The organism is Nonomuraea sp. JJY05 (assembly GCF_043496855.1).
Lineage (GTDB): Bacteria > Actinomycetota > Actinomycetes > Streptosporangiales > Streptosporangiaceae > Nonomuraea.
Map to the genome: position 1 here is coordinate 315,258 of NZ_JBIEIS010000010.1, position 19,666 is coordinate 334,923.

A 19,666-nucleotide genomic window follows, 5' to 3' on the forward strand; every position below is an offset into this window, starting at 1 on the left:
TCACGACCCCGCCATGACCTCATCATGATCCGGACATAATGGTCAGGTGATCCGCATTCTGCTGGCCGAGGACCAGCACGTCATCAGGGAAGCGCTCGTGACCCTGATCAGCATCGAGCCCGACATCGAGGTGGTCCAGGCGGTCGAGTCCGGGGACGCGGTGGTCTCCGCCGCCCTGGTCCACCAGCCGGACGTGGCCGTCCTGGACGTCGACATGCCCGGCACGATCGACGGCCTCGACGCCGCCGGCGAGCTGCGCGCGAAGCTGCCGGGCTGCCGCACGCTCATGCTCACCGGCCACGGCAAGCCCGGCCACCTCCGCCGCGCGCTCGCCTCCCAGGTGGACGGCTTCATCCTGAAGACCGCCTCGCCCGAGGAGCTGACGGGCGCGATCAGGAAGGTGGCGCGGGGCGAACGGGTTCTCGACCCCTCGCTCGCCGGCATCGCCTGGAACCTGGCCGACAACCCGCTCACCCCGCGCGAGGCCGACGTCCTGCGGCTGGTCGCGGCGGGCGCCGAGGCGACCGAGATCGCCGGTCAGCTCTTCCTGAGTGCCGGGACCGTCCGCAACTACATCACCGCGATCGTCGCCAAGCTCAACGCCCGCAACCGCACCGACGCCGCGCGCATCGCCACCGAGGCCGGCTGGATCTAGATCGGGACGGTGGCCGTCAGCTCGAAGCACCCGTCCTCCTGGGACACGGCCAGCCGCCCGTCGAGCGCCGTCAGCCGGGTGGTGAGGTTGCCGATCCCGGATGAGCCGCGGCGTCCCGCCGCGGCGCTCGCCCCGTCGTTGCGCACGCTCAGCCGTACGGCGCCGTCCCGCACGGACGTCGTGATCGTGCACCGGCGGGCCGAGCTGTGCCGCAGGACGTTGGTGACGGCCTCCCTGAGCACGATGCCGAGCGTGGTGTCGGCCTCCCCGCCGAGGGTGTCGTGGCCCAGGTCGAGCAGGACGTCGATGCCCGCGGTCGCCAGCAGCGAACGGGCCGACTCCGCCTCGGTGGCCAGGGACAGCTCCCGGTGCCCGCCCGACACCGTGCGCAGGTCCTCCATCGCCTGCTCGGTCATGGTCAGGACGTCGTCCAGCTCCTTGCGCGCCCGCTCGGCGTCGAGGCGGCGGGCAAGCTCGCACTTGAGCAGGATCGCCGCCAGGGTGTGCCCGAGGAGGTCGTGCAGGTCGCGGGCGGCACGCAGGCGTTCCTCGACGACGGCCGCGCGGGCCGGGCCGTCCCGCGACTCGTGCAGCTCCCTGGCCAGCTGGGCGAGCTTGAGCAGCCCGTACACGACCAGGCCGGTCACCACCGTGCTGATCGCGAAGTTGACGGTCAGCGGGACCGGCAGGCCGAGCAGCAGGCCGGCCGCCGCGACCACCACGACGATGGCCGCCACCAGCGGCAGCGCCACCGCCCACGGGAGGGCCAGCAGGATCGGCCCCGCCAGGAACCCCGCCACGCCCAGCCAGGACTGCCCGAACAGCGGGATCGGCGCGAACGTCAGCACCGCCATGATCGACAGGGCCACCGGGTGCCGCCCCTCGACCGATCGCAGCTGCATGAAGACGATGACGGCCAGCGGGACCGCCGGCCACAGCGAGCCGGCCACCAGCAGCGCCTTGACCGAGAACCCCACCAGCACGGCCGCCAGCAGCGCCATCGGCAGCACGCTGCCGCCGGTGTCGGGGGCGGGCTCGGCGGCCGTGGCGGGCAGCCTCGCCTCCACGGTCACCAGAGCGTCGTCGGTGAGCCCGACGGTGAGCGTGCCGCCTGCCGCCTCGACCTGGGCCGGCAGGTCGCCCAGGCTCTCGTCGCCGGCCGTGCGCGCGCCGTCGTGGGAGACGCGCAGCCGTACCGTGCCCGCCTCCGTGAAGGTCTCGATGCGGCAGGTGGTGGCCGTGCGCCGCCGTACGACCTCCGTCACGGCCTCCCGGAGCACCGCCGCCAGGAGCGCTCCCGCGGGACCCAGCGGCTCGGCGTGCCCGATGCGTACGTCCACGGCGACGCCCGCGGCGCTCAGCATGGCCCTGGCGGTGGACGTCTCGGGAGCCAGGGACATGGCCCGGTAGCTCGCCGCCGCGGCCCTGGCATCGGCCAGCGAGCGGCGGGCGGTCTCCACGTCGGGATCGCCCGTCCGGGCGCCGTCGGCGATCGCGGCCAGCGCCCTGCCCAGGCCCGCGCTCAGCTCGGCGGCGATGCGCAGCCGCTCCTCGGCCGCCGCCGTCACCGCCAGCGCGAGCCTGGCCGCGTTCACCTCGTCGATCCGGTCGATCATCTTCGTCAGGCCGTAGACGACCAGGGAGATCAGCACCATGCTGATCACCGGGTCGGCGGGGCCGAGCAGCGCGGCGCTCGCCGCCACCGCCGGGGCGAGCGGCCACAGCCGGGTCAGCAGCAACGACCCGCCGACGAAGCCGAGCACGCCGACGGAGGAGCCGGACAGCAAAACCGACCCGTACGCCAGGGCGGCCTGGAGCGGGACCAGCCACCACGACCGCCACCGGGCGAAGGCGACCTGCACCCCGAAGACGGCCAGCGCCAGGGGCGAACCGGCGGCCACATAGACGCTCGCGAAGCCCGCGAACACCACGACAACGATCAGCATCGCCCGCTTGTGCACCCGAGCAGCCTAGGAGACGTCCCTCCGCCGCCGGGTGCCGGGATCGGGCGCTCCGCCGCCGGGTGCCAGGGCTCAGGCGGACGTCCCGGCCGGAGCGTCAGGCGGAGGTCCCGACCGGAGCGGCGGGGACGCGCCGCCCGCCGAGCGCGGCCGACGTCCCGGGCCTGCGGGCGGAGACGGCCAGGACCGCGGCCGCGCAGGCCGACACCAGACCGGCGAGGGCGGCGGCGGCTCCGAGCGTCAACGCGTCGGGGTGGACGAGGGCCTGCCCGCGCTGCGCCTGCCACAGCACCAGCCCGGTGAGCCCCGCGTATCCGAAGGCGGCGACGATCACCAGCGCGGTGCGGGTGCCGGTGCCCGCGAGGACCCGGAAGCGCCGGGAGAGCAGGCGCAGGCCGATCGCGACCAGCGGGAGCACCTGCAGGGCGTGCAGGCCGACGAAGTGCGCCACCCGCAGGTCGCCCGAGCCGGTCTCCCAGCCGGTGACCGGCATGCCGGCGCCGCCGTCGGGCGCGCCCACGCCGTGCGCGCCGATCGTGGTCAGGCTCAGCCCCCTGGCCAGCCCCTCCGCCTGGTCGGGGGTGGGAGCGGTCATCAGGTAACCGACGGACATGCCGGCGAGCGAGATGGCCAGCCCCAGCGGGATCGCCCACGCCATCGCCCGGTCCAGGCGGCGCTGGGCCATCAGGAGGATCCCCATCGCGAAGGTCAGCAGCCAGCCCAGATACGCGGCGCCACCCATGATCATGAACACCGTCTCGTCCAGCCCGGTGGCGAAGTTGAAGTGGCTGCGCACGCCCCGTGCCGCCTGGAAGGTGATGGCCGTGATCTCCGGGAGGAGGAAGCCGCCCACGGTCACCGTGCCCAGCCACCACAGCGTCCGCCGCCACCGCTGAGCCTGGCCGATCATCCAGGCCAGCGTGAGCGCGTACAGGCCGAAGGAGATCGCGAACTTGACCGGCTTGAGCCACACCCCCTGGCCCAGCAGCGTCCGCCCGTCCACCGCGAGGCCTATGGCGCAGACGACGGCCAGCACCGCCATCGCCGCCGCGCAGTAGCTGAGCGGGCCATGCCACGCGGACGTGGCCTTCCGAAAGTCCCGGCGCTGGAGCAGGGCACCCATGACGACTCCTTCACATCGACTGGGTGCAACTCTGCTGGTCAGCGGCCTGCCCAACCAGAGACGTGATCACCGGGCCGGCATGACCTCGTCACAAACCGGGCATCTTGTTACGGCCGGTCCGATAGTGCTGAGACTGTACTGGTCAGTCTCCGATTTATACGTTTTCTTGACGCCCTGACCAGGCTAATCACCTCTTTGGCGTGGATAGTGTGCGATGCATATTTATGCGGCCATTACGGAGAGGTGACCGTTATGGTGCTGGCGAAAAAGCCGGCCCCCACGGAAGGGACGCTGCGTTCCTGGTTGCTGGAGGGTTTGCAGACCGACCGGAAGCAGATCCAGCACGGTCCCCCTGTGAAGCACCCGTGGTGGCGGGTGATGTGCCTGACCGGCGTGGACTACTTCTCCACGCTGGGCTACCAGCCGGGCATCGCGGCGCTGGCGGCCGGGCTGCTCTCGCCGCTGGCCACGTTGTTCCTGGTGGCGCTGACGTTGCTGGGCGCGCTGCCGGTCTACCGCAGGGTCGCGGTCGAGAGCCCGTACGGGCAGGGCTCGATCGCGATGCTGGAGAAGCTGGCGCCGCAGTGGTGGGGCAAGCTGTTCGTGCTGGCCCTGCTCGGCTTCGCGGCAACCGACTTCGTGATCACGATGACGCTGTCCGCGGCGGACGCGACCGCGCACATCCTGGAGAACCCGTTCGTGCCGGACTTCCTGGCCGGGGAGCGGGTCATCGTGACGCTCGTGCTGCTGGCCCTGCTCGGCGGCGTGTTCCTGATGGGTTTCACCGAGGCGATCGGCATCGCCGTGGTGCTCGTCTTCGTCTACCTGGCCCTGAACGCGGTCGTGGTCTCGACGGCCGTCCTGCACGTGCTGGAGGCCCCTCAGGTGGTCGTCGACTGGCAGCGCGCGCTGAGCCTGGACTTCTCCAGCCCGCTGGCCATGATCGGCCTGTCCCTGGTGGTCATGCCGAAGCTGGCGCTGGGCATGTCCGGGTTCGAGACCGGGGTCGCGGTGATGCCGGTGGTCGAGGGTGAGATCCAGGAGCGGATCAAGGGCACCAGGCGGATGCTCACCACCGCAGCGCTGATCATGAGTGTCTTCCTGATCTTCTCCAGCTTCGTCACCACCGTGCTCATCCCGCACCACGAGTTCGAGGAGGGCGGCCGGGCGAACGGCCGGGCGCTGGCCTACCTGGCGCACGAATATCTGGGCAACTGGTTCGGCACCGTGTACGACGTCTCCACGATCGCGATCCTGTGGTTCGCCGGGGCCTCGGCGATGGCCGGGCTGATCAACCTGGTGCCGCGCTACCTGCCCCGGTACGGCATGGCGCCGGAGTGGACGGGCGCGATCCGGCCGCTGGTGCTGGTGTTCTCGGCCATCGCGTTCGCCATCACGATCATCTTCGACGCCGACGTGGACGCCCAGGGCGGCGCGTACGCCACCGGCGTGCTCGTGCTCATGCTCTCGGCCGCGTTCGCGGTGACGCTGTCGGCCGCGAAGCAGGGCCAGCGCAAGGCCATGGTCGGGTTCGCGCTCATCTCGGTCGTCCTGGCCTACACCCTGATCGACAACATCATCGAGCGGCCCGACGGCGTCAAGATCGCCTCGTTCTTCGTCGCGAGCATCGTCGGCCTCTCGCTGATCTCCCGCGCCACGCGCTCCACCGAGCTGCGGGTCACGGCGGTGCACCTGGACCCGCTGGCCGAGCAGTTCGTCAACGAGGCGGCGTGCGGCGAGATCCACGTGATCGCCAACGAGCCGCACCAGCGGGACCAGGCCGAGTACAACGACAAGTTGCGCGAGGCGTGGCTCACCCACCGGCTGCGTCCCGCGGAGCCCGTCCTGTTCGTGGAGGCGACGGTGCCGGACGCCTCGGAGTTCGAGTCGGAGCTGCACGTCAAGGGCGAGGAGCGGTACGGCCACAAGATCCTGTCCGTCGAGACCTCCGCCGTGCCGAACGCGCTGGCCGCGCTGCTGCTGCATCTGCGCGACCGGACCGGCTCCGTGCCGCACATCTACTTCCACTGGACCGAGGGCAATCCGGTCGTGGCGATGCTGCGGTACCTGGTCTTCGGGGGCGGCGACGTGCCGCCGGTGACCAGGGAGGTGCTGCGCCAGGCCGAGCCGCAACCGGAGCTCCGGCCGCGCGTCCACGTGGGCTGAGGGTCCGTGTACGGATCCCGTCAAGAATCCTCCCCCCGCCGTATGAAACCCATCAAGAACGGCAAAACGGGCTAATTTCCGGGTTTTCCTTGCTCAAGAGCCGCTCATTCCGGGCGGTGGGAAACGTGTTCCGGAGCTGAGGAGTGGGGATGGCCGACGTCATCTTCGTCGCCCTGACGATCGCGATCTTCGTGATCTTCGGGCTGGTGGTCAAGGCGGTGGAGCGGCTGTGAGTGCCGTCAACGCCGCCGGCCTGGTCGTGGTCGCAGGGCTGGTGGTCTTCATGGTCGTGGCCCTGCTGTTCCCGGAGCGCTTCTGATGAGCACGACCGTCGCAGGGATGATCTTCATCGTCTCCCTGATCGCCGCTCTGGCGCTGGTGCACAGGCCGTTCGGCGACTACATGTACCGGGTCTACACGGGCGCCAGGCACAACGCCGTCGAGCGCCTGATCTACCGGCTGCTCGGGGTGCGCGCGGACGCCGAGCAGAGCTGGAGTGTCTACGCGCGCAGCCTGCTGGCGTTCTCGCTGATCTCGATCCTCTTCGTGTACGCCGTGCAGCGGCTGCAGGACAAGCTGCCGCTCAGCGTCGGAATGAGGCCGGTCACCGACCACGTCGCCTGGAACACGGCGGTCAGCTTCGTCACCAACACCAACTGGCAGGCCTATTCCGGCGAGTCCACGATGGGCCACCTGACCCAGATGGGCGCGCTGGCGGTGCAGAACTTCGTGTCGGCGTCGGTGGGCATGGCCGTGGCCATCGCCCTGGTACGCGGATTCGCCCGGCGCGCCTCCGGCACGATCGGCAACTTCTGGGTGGACCTGGTCCGCGGTTCGCTCCGGATCCTGCTGCCGATCGCCTTCGCCGGCGCCCTCGTCCTGGTGGCCGGCGGGCTGATCCAGAACCTCTCCGGCCCGCACGAGGTCACCACGCTGACCGGCGGCACCCAGGCGATCACCGGCGGCCCGGTCGCCTCGCAGGAGGCCATCAAGGAGCTGGGCACCAACGGCGGCGGCTTCTACAACGCCAACTCGGCCCACCCCTTCGAGAACGCCACCACCTGGACGAACTGGTTCGAGATCCTCCTGATCCTGGTGATCCCGTTCACGCTGACGCGCACCTTCGGCAAGATGGTCGGCCAGGTCCGGCAGGGGTACGCGATCCTCGCCGTGATGGGCGTGATCGCGCTGGCCGGCGTGCTGCTCACCAACGTCTTCGAGCTGGGCGGGCACGCGACCGTGCCACAGGCCGCCGGGGCGGCGATGGAGGGCAAGGAGGTCCGCTTCGGCGTCTCGAACTCCGCCACCTTCGCCGCCGCCACCACGCTGACCAGCACCGGCGCGGTGAACTCCTTCCATGACTCGTACACGCCGTTCGGCGGCATGATGACGCTGTTCAACATGATGCTGGGCGAGGTCGCGCCCGGCGGGGTCGGCTCCGGCCTGTACGGCATGCTGATCCTGGCCGTGATCACGGTGTTCGTGGCGGGCCTGATGGTCGGCCGCACCCCCGAATACCTGGGCAAGAAGATCAGCTCGCGCGAGATCAAGCTGGCCTCGCTGTACTCCCTGGTCACGCCGGTGCTGGTGCTGGTCGGCACGGCTTGCGCGATGGGCTCGGCGCGGCAGCGGGCGAGCATGCTGAACTCGGGACCGCACGGCCTGTCGGAGGTGCTCTACGCGTTCACCAGCGCCTCCAACAACAACGGGTCCGCCTTCGCCGGGATCACCGTCAACACGCCCTGGTACGACGTGGCGCTCGGCCTGTGCATGGCCTTCGGCCGGTTCCTGCCGATCATCCTGGTGCTGGCGCTGGCCGGTTCGCTGGCCGCCCAGGCGCCGGTCCCCGAGAGCGCCGGCACGCTGCCGACCCACCGGCCGCAGTTCGTCGGCATGGTCGTCGGCGTGACGATCATCCTGGTCGCCCTCACCTTCCTCCCGGCGCTCGCGCTCGGCCCCATCGCAGAAGGACTGTCCTGACATGTCATCCCCCGCGAAGCGGAACGGCCGCGTGGGCGGCGGTCTGCTCGACCCGAAACAGCTGATCACTTCATTGCCGGACGCGTTGAAGAAGCTCAACCCGGCGACGCTGTGGCGCAATCCGGTGATGTTCATCGTCGAGGTCGGCGCCGTGTTCACCACCGTGCTGGCGGTGCTCGACCCGTCGTTCTTCGCCTGGGCCATCGTGGTCTGGCTCTGGCTGACCGCCGTCTTCGCCAACCTGGCCGAGGCCGTCGCCGAGGGGCGCGGCAAGGCGCAGGCGGCCACGTTGCGCAGGGCCAAGACCGGCACCCAGGCCCGCCGGCTCAAGAGCCGCACGTCCACGGAGTGGGACGTGGTCGGCGCACCCGAGCTGCGGCAGGGCGACTTCGTGATCGTCGAGGCCGGGGAGACCATCCCCGGCGACGGCGACGTGGTCGAGGGCATCGCGTCGGTGGACGAGTCGGCCATCACCGGGGAGTCCGCCCCGGTGATCCGCGAGTCCGGCGGTGACCGCTCGGCGGTCACGGGCGGCACCAGGGTGCTGTCCGACCAGATCGTCGTCCAGATCACCCAGAAGCCCGGCGAGAGCTTCATCGACCGCATGATCGCCCTGGTCGAGGGGGCGAACCGGCAGAAGACGCCGAACGAGATCGCCCTCAACATCCTGCTGGCCGCCTTGACGGTCATCTTCCTGGTCGCCACCGTCACCATGCAGCCGCTGGCCATCTACTCCAAGCTCACCAGCCCGGGTGTGCCGGACTCGCTCGCGCTGAACGCCGACGGCGTCACCGGAGTGGTGCTGGTCTCGCTGCTGGTGTGCCTGATCCCGACCACGATCGGCGCGCTGCTGTCGGCCATCGGCATCGCCGGCATGGACCGCCTGGTCCAGCGCAACGTGCTGGCGATGAGCGGGCGCGCGGTGGAGGCCGCCGGGGACGTGTCGACGCTGCTGCTGGACAAGACCGGCACGATCACCCTGGGCAACCGGCAGGCATCGGAGTTCGTCCCCGTGAACGGCGTCACCGAGGCCGAGCTCGCGGAGGCCGCGCAGCTGTCCAGCCTGGCCGACGAGACCCCCGAGGGCCGCTCGATCGTGGTCTTCGCCAAGCAGCGCCACGGCCTGCGCGAGCGGGAGATCCACGGCGCCGAGTGGGTGCGGTTCACCGCCCAGACCCGCATGTCCGGGGTCAACCTGGGCGAGCGCCAGGTCCGCAAGGGCGCGGCGACCGCGGTGATGAAGTGGGTCCGCGACCAGGGCGGCCACCCCACCGACGAGGTCGGGCACATCGTGGACGCCATCTCCGGCTCCGGCGGCACTCCGCTGGTCGTCGCGGAGAAGGACCGCGTGCTCGGGGTCATCCACCTCAAGGACGTGGTCAAGCAGGGCATGCGCGAACGCTTCGACGAGATGCGCCGCATGGGCATTCGCACCGTCATGATCACCGGCGACAACCCGCTGACCGCCAAGGCCATCGCGGACGAGGCTGGCGTGGACGACTTCCTGGCCGAGGCCACTCCCGAGGACAAGCTCGCCCTGATCAGGAAGGAGCAGCAGGGCGGCCGCCTGGTCGCGATGACCGGCGACGGCACCAACGACGCCCCCGCCCTGGCCCAGTCGGACGTCGGGGTGGCGATGAACACCGGCACCTCGGCCGCCAAGGAGGCCGGGAACATGGTGGACCTCGACTCCAACCCGACCAAGCTGATCGAGATCGTCGAGATCGGCAAGCAGCTGCTCATCACCCGCGGCGCGCTGACCACGTTCTCCATCGCCAACGACATCGCTAAGTACTTCGCGATCATCCCGGCCATGTTCGCGGCCGTCTACCCGGGCCTGGACGCCCTGAACGTCATGCGCCTGGCCGGCCCGCAGTCGGCGATCCTGTCCGCGGTCGTGTTCAACGCCCTGGTCATCATCGCGCTGATCCCGCTGGCACTGCGCGGCGTCCGCTACCGGCCCTCCAGCTCCTCCAAGCTGCTCTCCCGCAACCTCTACGTCTACGGACTGGGCGGCATCGTCGCGCCGTTCGTCGGCATCAAGATCATCGACCTGTTCATCCAGTTCCTTCCGGGGATGTCGTAATGAACCGTCTACCCAGCTGGCTGCGCCGGCACCTGGCCGCCGTCAGGGCCGTGGCCGTCCTGACCGTGCTGCTCGGCCTGATCTACCCGCTGGCCACCACCGCCATCGCGCAGGCGCTGTTCAACGGCAAGGCCAACGGCTCGATCGTGCGGGCCGGCGGCAAGGACGTGGGCAGCGCGATCATCGGCCAGTCCTTCACCGACGCCGACGGCAAGGCGGTGAAGAAGTACTTCCAGTCCCGCCCGTCGGCCGCCGGCTACGACCCGACCTCGACCGGAGCCGGCAACCTCGGTCCCGAGGACGTCGTCGACGTGCTGCCGGTGCCCGGCGCCGAGGGCAGGCAGTCGCTGCTGACCCGGGTGTGCGCCCGGTCCAAGGCGGTCGGCGAGCTGGAGGGCGTCAGCGGCGCCCGCCCGTACTGCACCGCCGGCGGGGTCGGCGCGGTGCTGAAGGTCTTCCCCGGCCGGGCCGTCAGCGTCAACCAGGCCTGCCCCGCCGCCCCCTTCGTCACCACCTACCAGGGGCTGAAGGTGGAGTGCGCCAAGCCCGGCGAGGACTACGCCGCCGGGCGGACCGTCCCGGTCCCGGGCGGCTCGGGCACGCCTGCCGTGCCCGCGGACGCGGTGACCGCCAGCGGCTCCGGCCTCGACCCGCACATCTCGCTCGCCTACGCCGAGCTCCAGGCGCCCCGCGTGGCCCTGGAACGCGGCCTGCCCCTCGACAGGGTCAAGGCGCTCATCGACGAGAGCACCACCGGCCGGGCGCTCGGCTTCATGGGCGAACCCGCCGTCAACGTGCTCCAACTCAACCTGGCGCTGGATCGGTCATGAGCCGGGGCCGCCTGCGGGTCTACCTCGGGGCGGCGCCCGGGGTCGGCAAGACGTACGCGATGCTCGGCGAGGGGCGGCGCGGCATGGAGCGCGGCCGGGACGTGGTCGTGGGCTTCGTCGAGACCCACGGCCGCCCCCGGACCGCGGCCCTGCTGGAGGGCATGGAGGTGATCCCGCGCAGGACGATGACGCATCGGGGCGCGACGTTCACCGAGCTCGACGCCGACGCGGTGATCGCCCGCGGCCCCAAGACGGCGCTGATCGACGAGCTTGCCCACACCAACGTGCCCGGCTCCAGGAACGTCAAGCGCTGGCAGGACATCGACGACATCCTGGACGCCGGGATCGACGTGATCTCGACGGTGAACATCCAGCACCTGGAGTCCGTCAACGACGTCGTCCAGGAGATCACCGGCGTACCGCAGCGCGAGACCGTCCCCGACGAGGTGGTGCGCCGCGCCGACCAGGTCGAGCTGGTCGACATGTCACCGGAGGCGCTGCGCCGCCGCATGGCCCACGGCAATGTCTACGCCCCCGCCAAGGTCGACGCCGCGCTGTCGAACTACTTCCGCGTCGGCAACCTCACCGCGCTGCGCGAGCTGGCCCTGCTGTGGGTCGCCGGGAAGGTCGACGACCAGCTCGACCGCTACCGCGCCGAGCACGGCATCGCCACCACCTGGGAGGCGCGCGAGCGGGTCGTGGTGGCCCTGACCGGCGGCCCCGAGGGCGACACGCTGGTACGCCGGGCGGCCCGCATCGCCGCCCGCACCAAGGGCGCCGACCTGCTGGCCGTCCACGTCACCAGCGCCGACGGGCTGACCGGGGCCGACCCGGCCGGCCTGGCCCGCCGGCGGACGCTGGTCGAGAGCATGGGCGGCAGCTACCACCAGGTCGTCGGCGACGACATCCCACAAGCGCTGCTCGACTTCGCCCGCGGCGTCAACGCCACGCAGCTGGTCCTCGGGGCGTCGAGGAGAGGCCGGTTCGCCCAGATCCTCTCCCGGGGCGTCGGCGTGGAGACCACGGCGCGGTCGGGCTCCATCGACGTCCACATGATCACTCACGACGAGGTCATGAAGGGCCGCCGCCGACCGGCCCGCTCGCGGGCGGCGCTCACCAGGAAACGCCGCCTGTCCGGCTGGGCGCTGGCGGTGGCCGGGATGCCGCTGCTCACGGTCCTGCTCTCGCCGTTCAGGGACGTGCTGTCGCTGCCCAGCGAGATCCTGTTCTTCCTCTGCCTGACCGTCGGGGTCGCGCTGGCCGGCGGCATGTGGCCGGCCGTCACCGCGGCCGTCGGCGGGTCGCTGCTGCTCAACTGGTATTTCACGCCGCCGATCGGCGAGTTCACCATCAACGATCCGGAGAACCTGTTCGCGCTGGTGGTGTTCGTGCTGGTCGCTGCGGCGGTCAGCTCGATCGTGGACCTCGCCGCCCGCCGTACCAGGCAGGCGGCCCGCGCGAGCGCGGACGCGGAGCTGCTGTCCACGCTGGCCGGGCACGTGCTGCGCGGCGAGGCCGCGGTGCCGTCCCTGATGGAGCGCATGCGCGAGACGTTCGGCTTCACGTCGGTGACCCTGCTGGAACGCCGGCCCGAGGCCGGCCGCACCCCCGACCACCGGTCGGACGCCTGGCGGATCGTGGCCACCTCGGGCGGCGCCCCGTCCACCTCCCCGGGACAGTCGGACACCGACGTGGTCATCGACGACGACATGATCCTCGCCGCCAGGGGCGGGCCGATGGACGCCGCCGACCGTACGGTGCTGGAGTCGTTCGCCGCGGAGGCCGCCGTCGCGCTGCGGCAGGAGCGCCTCCAGGAGGCGGCGGAGCGGGCCCGCCCGCTGGCCGAGGCCGACAGGATGCGCACGGCGCTGCTCGCCGCCGTCAGCCACGACCTGCGTACGCCGCTCGCCTCGGCCAAGGCGGCGGTGGAGAGCCTGGGCAACACCGACGTGGCCTGGAGCGACCACGACCGCGCCGAGCTGGTCGACACCGCGAAGGAGTCGCTGGACAAGCTGGACCGCCTGGTGGCGAACCTCCTGGACATGAGCCGCCTGCAGGCCGGCGTGCTCGGCCTGACCCCGGAGCCCGTCGCGCTCGAGGAGGTCGTCCCCCGCGCGGTCGACGACCTCGGGCCGGTGCGCGACCGCATCGAAGGGGACGTCTCCGTCGAGCTGCCGGAGATCGTCGCCGACCCCGCCCTGCTGGAGCGCGTCCTGGTCAACCTCATGTCGAACGCGGTCCGCTACAGCCCGCCGGACGAGCCGGTGCTGGTCACCGCGAGCCGGCACGGGGAGCACGTCGAGATCCGCGTCATCGACCGCGGCCCCGGCATCCCGCCCGAGGCGCACGACCGCGTCTTCCAGCCGTTCCAGCGGCTCGGCGACCGGGACAACCATGCGGGCGTCGGCCTCGGGCTGGCGCTCTCCCGCGGCCTGACCGAGGCGATGGGCGGCACGCTCGTACCCGAGGAGACACCAGGGGGAGGCCTCACCATGATCCTGACCATGCCCGTCTCGCCAGGGACGGTGCCGGCCTGACCCGCATCCTGTGCCCGACGCCATCCCCGCGTGGTGGCGTCAACGGGGCGTCAGGCGTGCGTCCGGAATGCGTAGCGATCAAGGAATGCCGCCGGTGGCGGCTCTAGCGTCTGCTGCGTACGACTCCTCGCCGGAAGGAAGCAGATGTCAGAGCCCCCATTGTTCGTCCCCGTCAGGGTGGGCACGTGTGCCCCGGCCCTGCGGTTGTTCCGCACGGCCTCGGGCGAACGGACGGCGGTCGCGTTCTCCTCGGCGCTCAAGCTGGCCGACGTCCTCGGGGCGGACCAGCCGTGGGTGCTGCTCACGGCGCCGGCGCTGCGCTCCCTGATCGCCGAGCTCGACGTCATCGGCCTCGTCGTCGACCCGGCGGGCACGATGACGCGGCCCGCGAAGCGCGTGGCCTGACCGGCCGGTCCCGCGCGTGAATGACGCGTCAACGGCTGTGGCGAGTGCGTAGTAATGCCGTAGAAGATATCGCCCCCGCGGGCCCGGGCGGGTTTCATGAAATTGCTCCCACAGAAAGGATGGTCGATGCGCGGGCGTCCGGTGGAGATGCTGCTTCCGGCCGGGTTCGTGTGGGCGGTCGGCGCTTGCGTCGTCGCCTCGCTGGCCTTCTCCGAGGCCACGGCGCGCGTCATCGTCATGGCGGTGGCGGTCGGCGTGTTCGGCGTCTGGGTGCGGAGCTATTTCGCCGCGCTGGCGACGGGCGCGATGTCGTGGTGTTTCGCGACGGGCTTTCTGGCGCATTCCGAAGGCCAATTGGCCTTCGGGTCCGCCGACCTGCTGCGGCTGGCCTCGTTCACCGCCGTGGCGCTCGTGGGCTGCGGCTGGGGGTACGTGCGCGTGGCCCGCCGCCGCCACCGCCTCATGCGGGCGGACTCCCGTCGTGCCCCCGTGATCCTCGGGCGATTACACGGGCGCCCCGGGGAGCTGCCGCACGAGGCGCAGTGAGGGTTCACACCTTCCCTGCGGGGAGTGAAACGCCAGGTCAGGCGAGGAGAGCCGAGGTACGTGCCGCCGGACACGTCGATGGTCTGGCCGGTCACCCACCGGCCCTGCGGCCCCGCCAGGAAGCCGACGACGTCGGCGACGTCCTCCGGCTCGCCGAGCCGCCCGAGCGCGGTGATCGACTCCAGCCCGGCCATCACCTCGGGGATCGAGGTGTAGCCCGCGGTCATGTCGGTCCGCACCGCGCCGGGCGCGACCGTGTTCACCGTGATCCCGCGCCTGCCGAGCTCGTTGGCCAGGGTCGGGGCCATCGACTCCTGTCCAGCTCCTCCAGGGCGACCTCCGAGATCGGCTTGGCCGAGCCGATGCCCGCGTTGTTGACCAGGACGTCCAGGCCCCGCCCCGCGAGCCAGCCGGTCAGCCCCTCGAACAGCTGGTCCACCGCTCCCGCCGCGCCGAACCGGGCGCGGACGGCGAACGCCCGGTCGCCCGCCTCCTCGATCCGCGCCACGCTCTCCTTGCCGGCGGCCGGTCCTCGGTGCGGCTCCGGCGATGGCTCAACCCTGGCGGCGCCGCCTCACCACGTACTCACCGCACGCTCACCGCATGCTCATCGAGCCTCACCGGCGTTGCCAGCCCAGGTAGCCGCCGTCGAGGGCGCGGGCCGCGTAGCCGTGCCCGCTCAGGACGCGTACCGCCTCCGAGGACACCGCGCAGTACGGCCCGCCGCAGTACGCCACGATCTCTATCTTCGTGGGCAGCTCGTCCAGGCGTTCGCGCAGCTCGGCCATGGGCAGGGAGATCGCCCCCGGCACGTGCCCGGCCGCGTAGTCGGCGGCCGGGCGCACGTCCACGATCAGCGTGCCGGGGTCGCCCAGGCGGGAGGCCAGCTCCCCGGCGGTCACGCCCTCAAGGGGCCCGAGCCGCGCCCGTACGGCGTCGCGCAGCTCGGCCAGCCGCTCCTCCGCGAACCCCCGCAACTCCGCCAGGAACCGCGACACCCGCTCGTCCGCCAGCCGGTAGTAGACCCGCTGGCCCTCCTTCCTGCTGGTCACCAGGTGGACGGCCCGCAGCTGCTGGAGCTGGGCGGAGGTGTTCTTGAGCGCGACCCCCGCCGCCTGGGCCAGCTCCTCGACCGTGTGCTCGCGCTGAGCGAGCACGTCCAGCAGGCGCAGCCGCACCGGGCTGGCCAGGGCCTTGCCGATGCGGGCCAGCTGCTGGTAGATCGGCTCCTCCGGGGATTCGGACATCAGACCATGTACTGGTCGTGACGCAGGTACAGCTCGGTCCACTCCTCGGGGCTGAGCACGCGGCCGGTGTTGGCGATGTCGGCGAGTTCCTCGAAGTACGCCTCGCGGGGCGCGCCCGGGGTGAAGAGGATCAGCATCGAGGCGGGCTCGCCCGATTCGTTGCGGAAGGCGTGCACGCCGCCCTCGGGCACGTACAGGAAGTCGCCGGGCTTACCCTCGGCCCACTTCTCGCCGTTGTAGAGCCTGATGGTGCCGGACAACACGTAGAACGACTCGGTCATCGTGCGGTGGAAGTGCGCGCCGGGACCGGACGGGCGCGGGCCCATCTCCCATCGGTACAGCCCGAACGCGCCGTTCGTCGAGCCGCCCGTGCCGAGGTAGTGCACCTGCGTGCCACTGGCCATCGACAGGTCGGGCGGGGTGTCCGCCGTACGCAGGACACCGCTGTGCTCGCCTGCCTCTGCGAGATACCGGGGCTCGGGGTAAGACATGTCCACTCCTTCTGATGTTCTAAGGAACTTTAGAATAACCTCTGCGCCCCGCCTGGTGGATCACGATTTGGCGAAGCATGCCGATCGCCAGGTTCCCGCGGCTCCTCGCCCTGCCCGGGCCCGAACGGCTCGAGTCCCTGCGCACGACTGCCGCGGCCGAGGAGCCGGCCCTGGCGGCATTGGACGCGGCCGGGGCCGGTGGCCATGACGACCCAGACCAGACAGAACGTGATGCTCGTGGCGAACCACACCGACCCCGGCCGGGCCTGGGCACGACCCGCGAAGGCCGTGATCGCGTACCGCCAGGCGGAGCTCTCGCAGGGAGGCGAGGTCCGCGAGTCGGCCGGGAACGGGGTGCGGAGCCGGTTAGCGCCTGGCGATGCGCAGTGCGACGAAGTTCGTTCTCACCAGTAGACCAGGGTGGCTTCGAGCTTGTTCTGATCCTGGTGGGTCAGGAGGACATACATCACGCGCCCATCGACGGACTTCATGGCTCCCCCGAGGCAGTCCCAGCCTTCGCACGCCTGATCGCTGCGGGGAACGTCGGACCATCCTGCCGCGTAAAAACCTTCGAGGGCCTCTTTCTTGGTGTCGGAGAATACGTCGAGATTGACCGCCCCGCCGTCTGCGGAGTCACACGAATCGGAGTCGTGTATGTTGCCGACACTGTTCTTCGGAAAGAGGTCGCGGGTGGCCCTCAGTACGGCTTCATTGTCCTTCTTCGCCGCGGCGACGCAGTGTTCCCATGATTTCTTCCCCTGTTCCGTGGCTCTGTCCAAGGCTGAGTCGAAGAGCAGCCCTCCTGTTGTCAGGGTGATGGCGACTGCGCCAAGTGCCAGAAGAGAGCCGTACACCGCGCGTCGAGTTCTTCCGCTCATCTTGATGCTCAAGGACCATTCCCTCGTTCCGCTCTGCCGGCGCGACTGTCCGCCATCGACAGCATGCTGGCTAACGTGACGGCAGGTCCACCAGGGCAGGCTGGGACATCGTGCGGCGCTCTGCCGGGAAGAGCCGGTAGATCGTGTCACGGAGCGCCTCGTCCTGTACAGACGCGACGAACTCCTCGGGCGTGCTCCCGCACAGCCGACGCAGCTCAGGGGACTCGTCCAGGAGGCACTGGATGAGCGCCCGCTGATCCGCGAGCCGTCTGGCCGCACCGGTCCCGTCCACCAGGCACCCATGCCTGCCGACGTACACGAAGCAGCGCGGGAGCGGGGCTCCGGATTCGAGCGTCACGGGATGGCGCTCGGCGGGCAGGCGGCGACGCCAGTAGTTCGGCTCGGTGAGGTCGAGCGCGGCCAGCTCGCGTTCGTCGAGCCAGAGCACGAAGAGCCGCGAGGTCTCACCCGGGGTCTCCACCGGCACGGCCGGCATGTAACCCCACCGGTTGACGTGCGCGGAGACACCTGGAGCGAGGCCGTCCACATCGGCGAGCGTCATGGGGATGACCGGCGGGGTCCCGTGGCCGGCGAACTTGCGACGCATCTGACCCGGCGAGGCATTGGAGCCCACGGCGACGACCTGGTGGCGCTCCGACATCGGGGAGCGCCCGAGGCGCGCCAGGAGCTCGCCCAGTGTCTCGGCTCCGGCCTGCCAGTCGTCCGCCGGGGCGGCCTCCTCTAAGGACAACTGCAGGTACGCGCCGTCCATCAGCACGCCGGAGGTGGCGGGGGTGCGTCCCGGGTAGGTCAGCGGCTGCGTCATGGGGTCGCACTGGAAAAGGTCCACGGCCTCGGCCACGGTCATGAAGCATCGAGCTCGTAGACGAGCGTGTGCCGGTCTCCCGGTGCGACCGTGACCATCACGCGCACCGGCCGGCCTTCGGCGTCATAGCCGGTGCGCATGTGCTCGGCCACCGGCGTGCCCGCGGGCAGCCCCAGCCGGGCGGACTCGTCCCTGGTGGGCATCCGGACCTGGATCTCGTCCACCAGCCGTCGCTGGGAGTGGCCGATGGACGCGAGCAGGCCGCCGGGGGCGCTCACGTTCGTCGGCCGCATCAGCGCCGTCCCTCTGGCCAGGTCCTCCGGGAAGTAGCTGTCGGCCACCTGGAAGGGAACGTCGTCCACGTACCGCACCCTGCGCCGGACCACCACGATGTCCTTCTCGGCGTCGAGGCTGAGGCGTTCGGCCACCGCCTTCGGCGGGATCTCCAGGCCGACGCTCACTTCCTGCAGGGGCACCCGGCCCTGGTCCCGGACCTCGGCCGCCCACGCGTCCGCGTCGGCACTGTGGCTTTCCCGCTGCTCGAAGTGGGACAGGTGCCAGCGCAGGCGCGCCTGCGAGCGCACGGTACGGCCGCGGCCTCGCCCGCTGCTGAGCAGCCCCTCGTTGGTGAGCTGCTGCAACGCCTGCCGCACTGTCTGACGCGACACGCCATGCCTTTCTGCCAGCTCCTGCTCTGGCGGCACGGGGGCTCCCGGTGTCAGTTCGCCTCGCTCTATCGAGGTGCGCAGGGTGTCCGCGACGCGTTCGTACAGGGCTCGGGGGTCGGATCCGGCGGGCACTTGAGTTCTCCTTGGACATCTTGTACGTACTCACCGCACCAAGAGACCCTATGGTGATCGCAAAATCACACAGCGTATGGATGCCGGAGCTAAAGCAACTCTCAGGCGGATGCCGCTGCGGCCGGTCTTCTCCAGCGAGGCTGCACGAGTGGCCCCGCCGGCCCGCAGCGATCACCGCATCCGAGTCCCTGTTCTTCAACCTCTACCTGCAGGAGGTGCAGGGCCTGACACCAATGGGCGCCGCCTGGTGGACGCTGCCCCAGATCGTCCTCATGATCGCCGCCTCCAACGTGGGGCCATGGCTCAACCGCCGCTTCGCCGATCACACGATCGTGGTGACGATGCTGCTGATCACCACGTCGGGTTTCCTACTGTACGCCGTCCTGCCGGTCACCTGGGTGGGCCGGCCGCTCGCGGCCGGCGGTGCCGCCCTGGCCGCATTCGGCATCTGAGCGGCGTTCCCGCTCCTCATGGACCGCGTCATGAGCGCCACGCCGCCCGAACGCGCCGGTGCGGGAGCGGCGCTGGCCCAGGTGAGCAACGAGCTCGGGATCGCGGTGGGTCTGACCATCTTGGGATCCCTCGGCACGGTGGTCTACCGCATCCTGCTGGACCTGCCCCACTCGCCGGCCTCTGTCAGCGTGGTCGACGGCATTCGTGATGCGAGCGCCCGCGGCGACCTGCAACTGCTGCAGCACGTGCGGGCGGCGTTCACCGACGCCTTCAACGTCGTCGGTCTGGTCGGCGTTGGCGTGCTCGGCCTGGTGCTGCTCCTCGCACGGCCTCGGCCGTCCAGGGCGCTTCCGGTGACCGGGATGAACGGTTAGACATCGAACCAGTCCGTGGGGCGGACCGGGTATGGAAGAGGGACAGTGATGTCGGTGACCAGGGCGATCACACACACCCCCGCCCAGCGTGCCGCACAGCCGCGACGGTGTGCTCGGGAGCTGACGATGGTACGGCGCGATACGCGGGCCATCGTCGTGGTGGCGCATCGATGGTGTCTCAGGCCGTGGCGGGCTGGAGGAGCTCGATCTCGATGGCCGGCACGCCGAGGGTTTCTTACTCGGGCCGTAGAGGAGGCGAATGCTGGCCAGTTGCCGCTTGTGGGGGCTGCCGGGAGGAAGTTGGCCGG

General features: G+C 70.8%; 18 protein-coding genes and 2 pseudogenes. 11 read left to right on the top strand and 9 right to left on the bottom strand.

Annotation, left to right across the window (positions count from 1 at the left end; genetic code table 11):
- Window positions 1-46 precede the first annotated feature (46 nt).
- Window positions 47-655, top strand: coding sequence for a DNA-binding response regulator (locus tag ACFKCF_RS18415; protein ID WP_394495025.1), 609 nt, complete (start codon window positions 47-49; stop codon window positions 653-655).
- Here ACFKCF_RS18415 and ACFKCF_RS18420 read toward each other — a convergent pair.
- Window positions 652-2,601 (bottom strand): histidine kinase, encoded by a 1,950-nt coding sequence (locus tag ACFKCF_RS18420; RefSeq protein ID WP_394495027.1) that lies wholly within the window; start codon window positions 2,599-2,601, stop codon window positions 652-654. The two genes, ACFKCF_RS18415 and ACFKCF_RS18420, sit on opposite strands and share 4 nt — an antisense overlap.
- A gap of 112 nt (window positions 2,602-2,713) precedes the next feature.
- Window positions 2,714-3,739 carry a hypothetical protein gene (locus tag ACFKCF_RS18425; RefSeq protein ID WP_394495028.1) on the bottom strand — a complete coding sequence of 342 codons (1,026 nt, stop codon included), beginning with the start codon at window positions 3,737-3,739 and terminating at the stop codon, window positions 2,714-2,716.
- 252 nt (window positions 3,740-3,991) lie between these two features.
- Between ACFKCF_RS18425 and ACFKCF_RS18430 the strand changes: the two genes are divergently transcribed.
- The 8 genes from ACFKCF_RS18430 (at window position 3,992) to ACFKCF_RS18465 (ending at window position 14,289) form a co-directional block, all read left to right on the top strand.
- Window positions 3,992-5,905, top strand: coding sequence for an amino acid transporter (locus tag ACFKCF_RS18430; protein WP_394495030.1), 1,914 nt, complete (start codon window positions 3,992-3,994; stop codon window positions 5,903-5,905).
- Window positions 5,906-6,134: 229 nt separating this feature from the next.
- Window positions 6,135-6,224: a K(+)-transporting ATPase subunit F gene (gene kdpF, locus ACFKCF_RS18435; protein WP_394495032.1), complete on the top strand. Its 90-nt coding sequence runs from the start codon at window positions 6,135-6,137 to the stop codon at window positions 6,222-6,224.
- A complete protein-coding gene (gene kdpA / locus ACFKCF_RS18440) occupies window positions 6,224-7,885 on the top strand; it encodes a potassium-transporting ATPase subunit KdpA (protein ID WP_394495034.1) in 1,662 nt (553 codons plus the stop codon). Before kdpF ends, kdpA begins: the two co-directional genes overlap by 1 nt.
- A gap of 1 nt (window position 7,886) precedes the next feature.
- Window positions 7,887-9,971, top strand: a complete 2,085-nt coding sequence (kdpB, locus tag ACFKCF_RS18445; RefSeq protein ID WP_394495036.1) for a potassium-transporting ATPase subunit KdpB — start codon at window positions 7,887-7,889, stop codon at window positions 9,969-9,971.
- Complete coding sequence (locus tag ACFKCF_RS18450; RefSeq protein ID WP_394495038.1) at window positions 9,971-10,801, top strand: potassium-transporting ATPase subunit C; 831 nt, start codon at window positions 9,971-9,973, stop codon at window positions 10,799-10,801. Before kdpB ends, ACFKCF_RS18450 begins: the two co-directional genes overlap by 1 nt.
- Entirely contained in the window at window positions 10,798-13,338 is a 2,541-nt protein-coding gene (locus ACFKCF_RS18455; protein ID WP_394495040.1) for a DUF4118 domain-containing protein, read from the top strand. Before ACFKCF_RS18450 ends, ACFKCF_RS18455 begins: the two co-directional genes overlap by 4 nt.
- Before the next feature lie 144 nt (window positions 13,339-13,482).
- Entirely contained in the window at window positions 13,483-13,743 is a 261-nt protein-coding gene (locus tag ACFKCF_RS18460) for an SAV_915 family protein (RefSeq protein WP_394495041.1), read from the top strand.
- 126 nt (window positions 13,744-13,869) lie between these two features.
- Complete coding sequence (locus ACFKCF_RS18465) at window positions 13,870-14,289, top strand: hypothetical protein (protein WP_394495116.1); 420 nt, start codon at window positions 13,870-13,872, stop codon at window positions 14,287-14,289.
- 122 nt (window positions 14,290-14,411) lie between these two features.
- Here the strand turns inward: ACFKCF_RS18465 and ACFKCF_RS18470 are convergent.
- From ACFKCF_RS18470 to ACFKCF_RS18500, 7 genes and pseudogenes are all read right to left on the bottom strand, one after another.
- Window positions 14,412-14,597, bottom strand: a pseudogene (locus ACFKCF_RS18470) (SDR family oxidoreductase); the annotation flags it as partial.
- Window positions 14,549-14,806: pseudogene (locus ACFKCF_RS18475) on the bottom strand (SDR family NAD(P)-dependent oxidoreductase); the annotation flags it as partial. The pseudogenes ACFKCF_RS18470 and ACFKCF_RS18475, both read right to left, overlap by 49 nt.
- 100 nt (window positions 14,807-14,906) lie before the next feature.
- The gene (locus ACFKCF_RS18480; protein WP_394495043.1) at window positions 14,907-15,536 is read right to left on the bottom strand and encodes an ArsR/SmtB family transcription factor; all 630 of its coding nucleotides are present in this window, start codon (window positions 15,534-15,536) and stop codon (window positions 14,907-14,909) included.
- On the bottom strand, window positions 15,536-16,027 hold the full coding sequence (locus ACFKCF_RS18485) for a cupin domain-containing protein (protein WP_394495045.1): 492 nt from the start codon (window positions 16,025-16,027) through the stop codon (window positions 15,536-15,538). Before ACFKCF_RS18485 ends, ACFKCF_RS18480 begins: the two co-directional genes overlap by 1 nt.
- Window positions 16,028-16,431: 404 nt before the next feature.
- A complete protein-coding gene (locus ACFKCF_RS18490; RefSeq protein WP_394495046.1) occupies window positions 16,432-16,917 on the bottom strand; it encodes a hypothetical protein in 486 nt (161 codons plus the stop codon).
- Between the two features lie 58 nt (window positions 16,918-16,975).
- Complete coding sequence (locus ACFKCF_RS18495; protein ID WP_394495048.1) at window positions 16,976-17,773, bottom strand: hypothetical protein; 798 nt, start codon at window positions 17,771-17,773, stop codon at window positions 16,976-16,978.
- Window positions 17,770-18,531, bottom strand: coding sequence for a GntR family transcriptional regulator (locus ACFKCF_RS18500; RefSeq protein WP_394495050.1), 762 nt, complete (start codon window positions 18,529-18,531; stop codon window positions 17,770-17,772). Before ACFKCF_RS18500 ends, ACFKCF_RS18495 begins: the two co-directional genes overlap by 4 nt.
- 50 nt (window positions 18,532-18,581) lie before the next feature.
- Between ACFKCF_RS18500 and ACFKCF_RS18505 the strand changes: the two genes are divergently transcribed.
- Together ACFKCF_RS18505 and ACFKCF_RS18510 are read left to right on the top strand one after the other, a co-directional pair.
- Window positions 18,582-18,983, top strand: coding sequence for a hypothetical protein (locus ACFKCF_RS18505; protein WP_394495052.1), 402 nt, complete (start codon window positions 18,582-18,584; stop codon window positions 18,981-18,983).
- A gap of 30 nt (window positions 18,984-19,013) precedes the next feature.
- Entirely contained in the window at window positions 19,014-19,358 is a 345-nt protein-coding gene (locus ACFKCF_RS18510; RefSeq protein WP_394495054.1) for a hypothetical protein, read from the top strand.
- The last annotated feature ends 308 nt before the right edge of the window (window positions 19,359-19,666 follow it).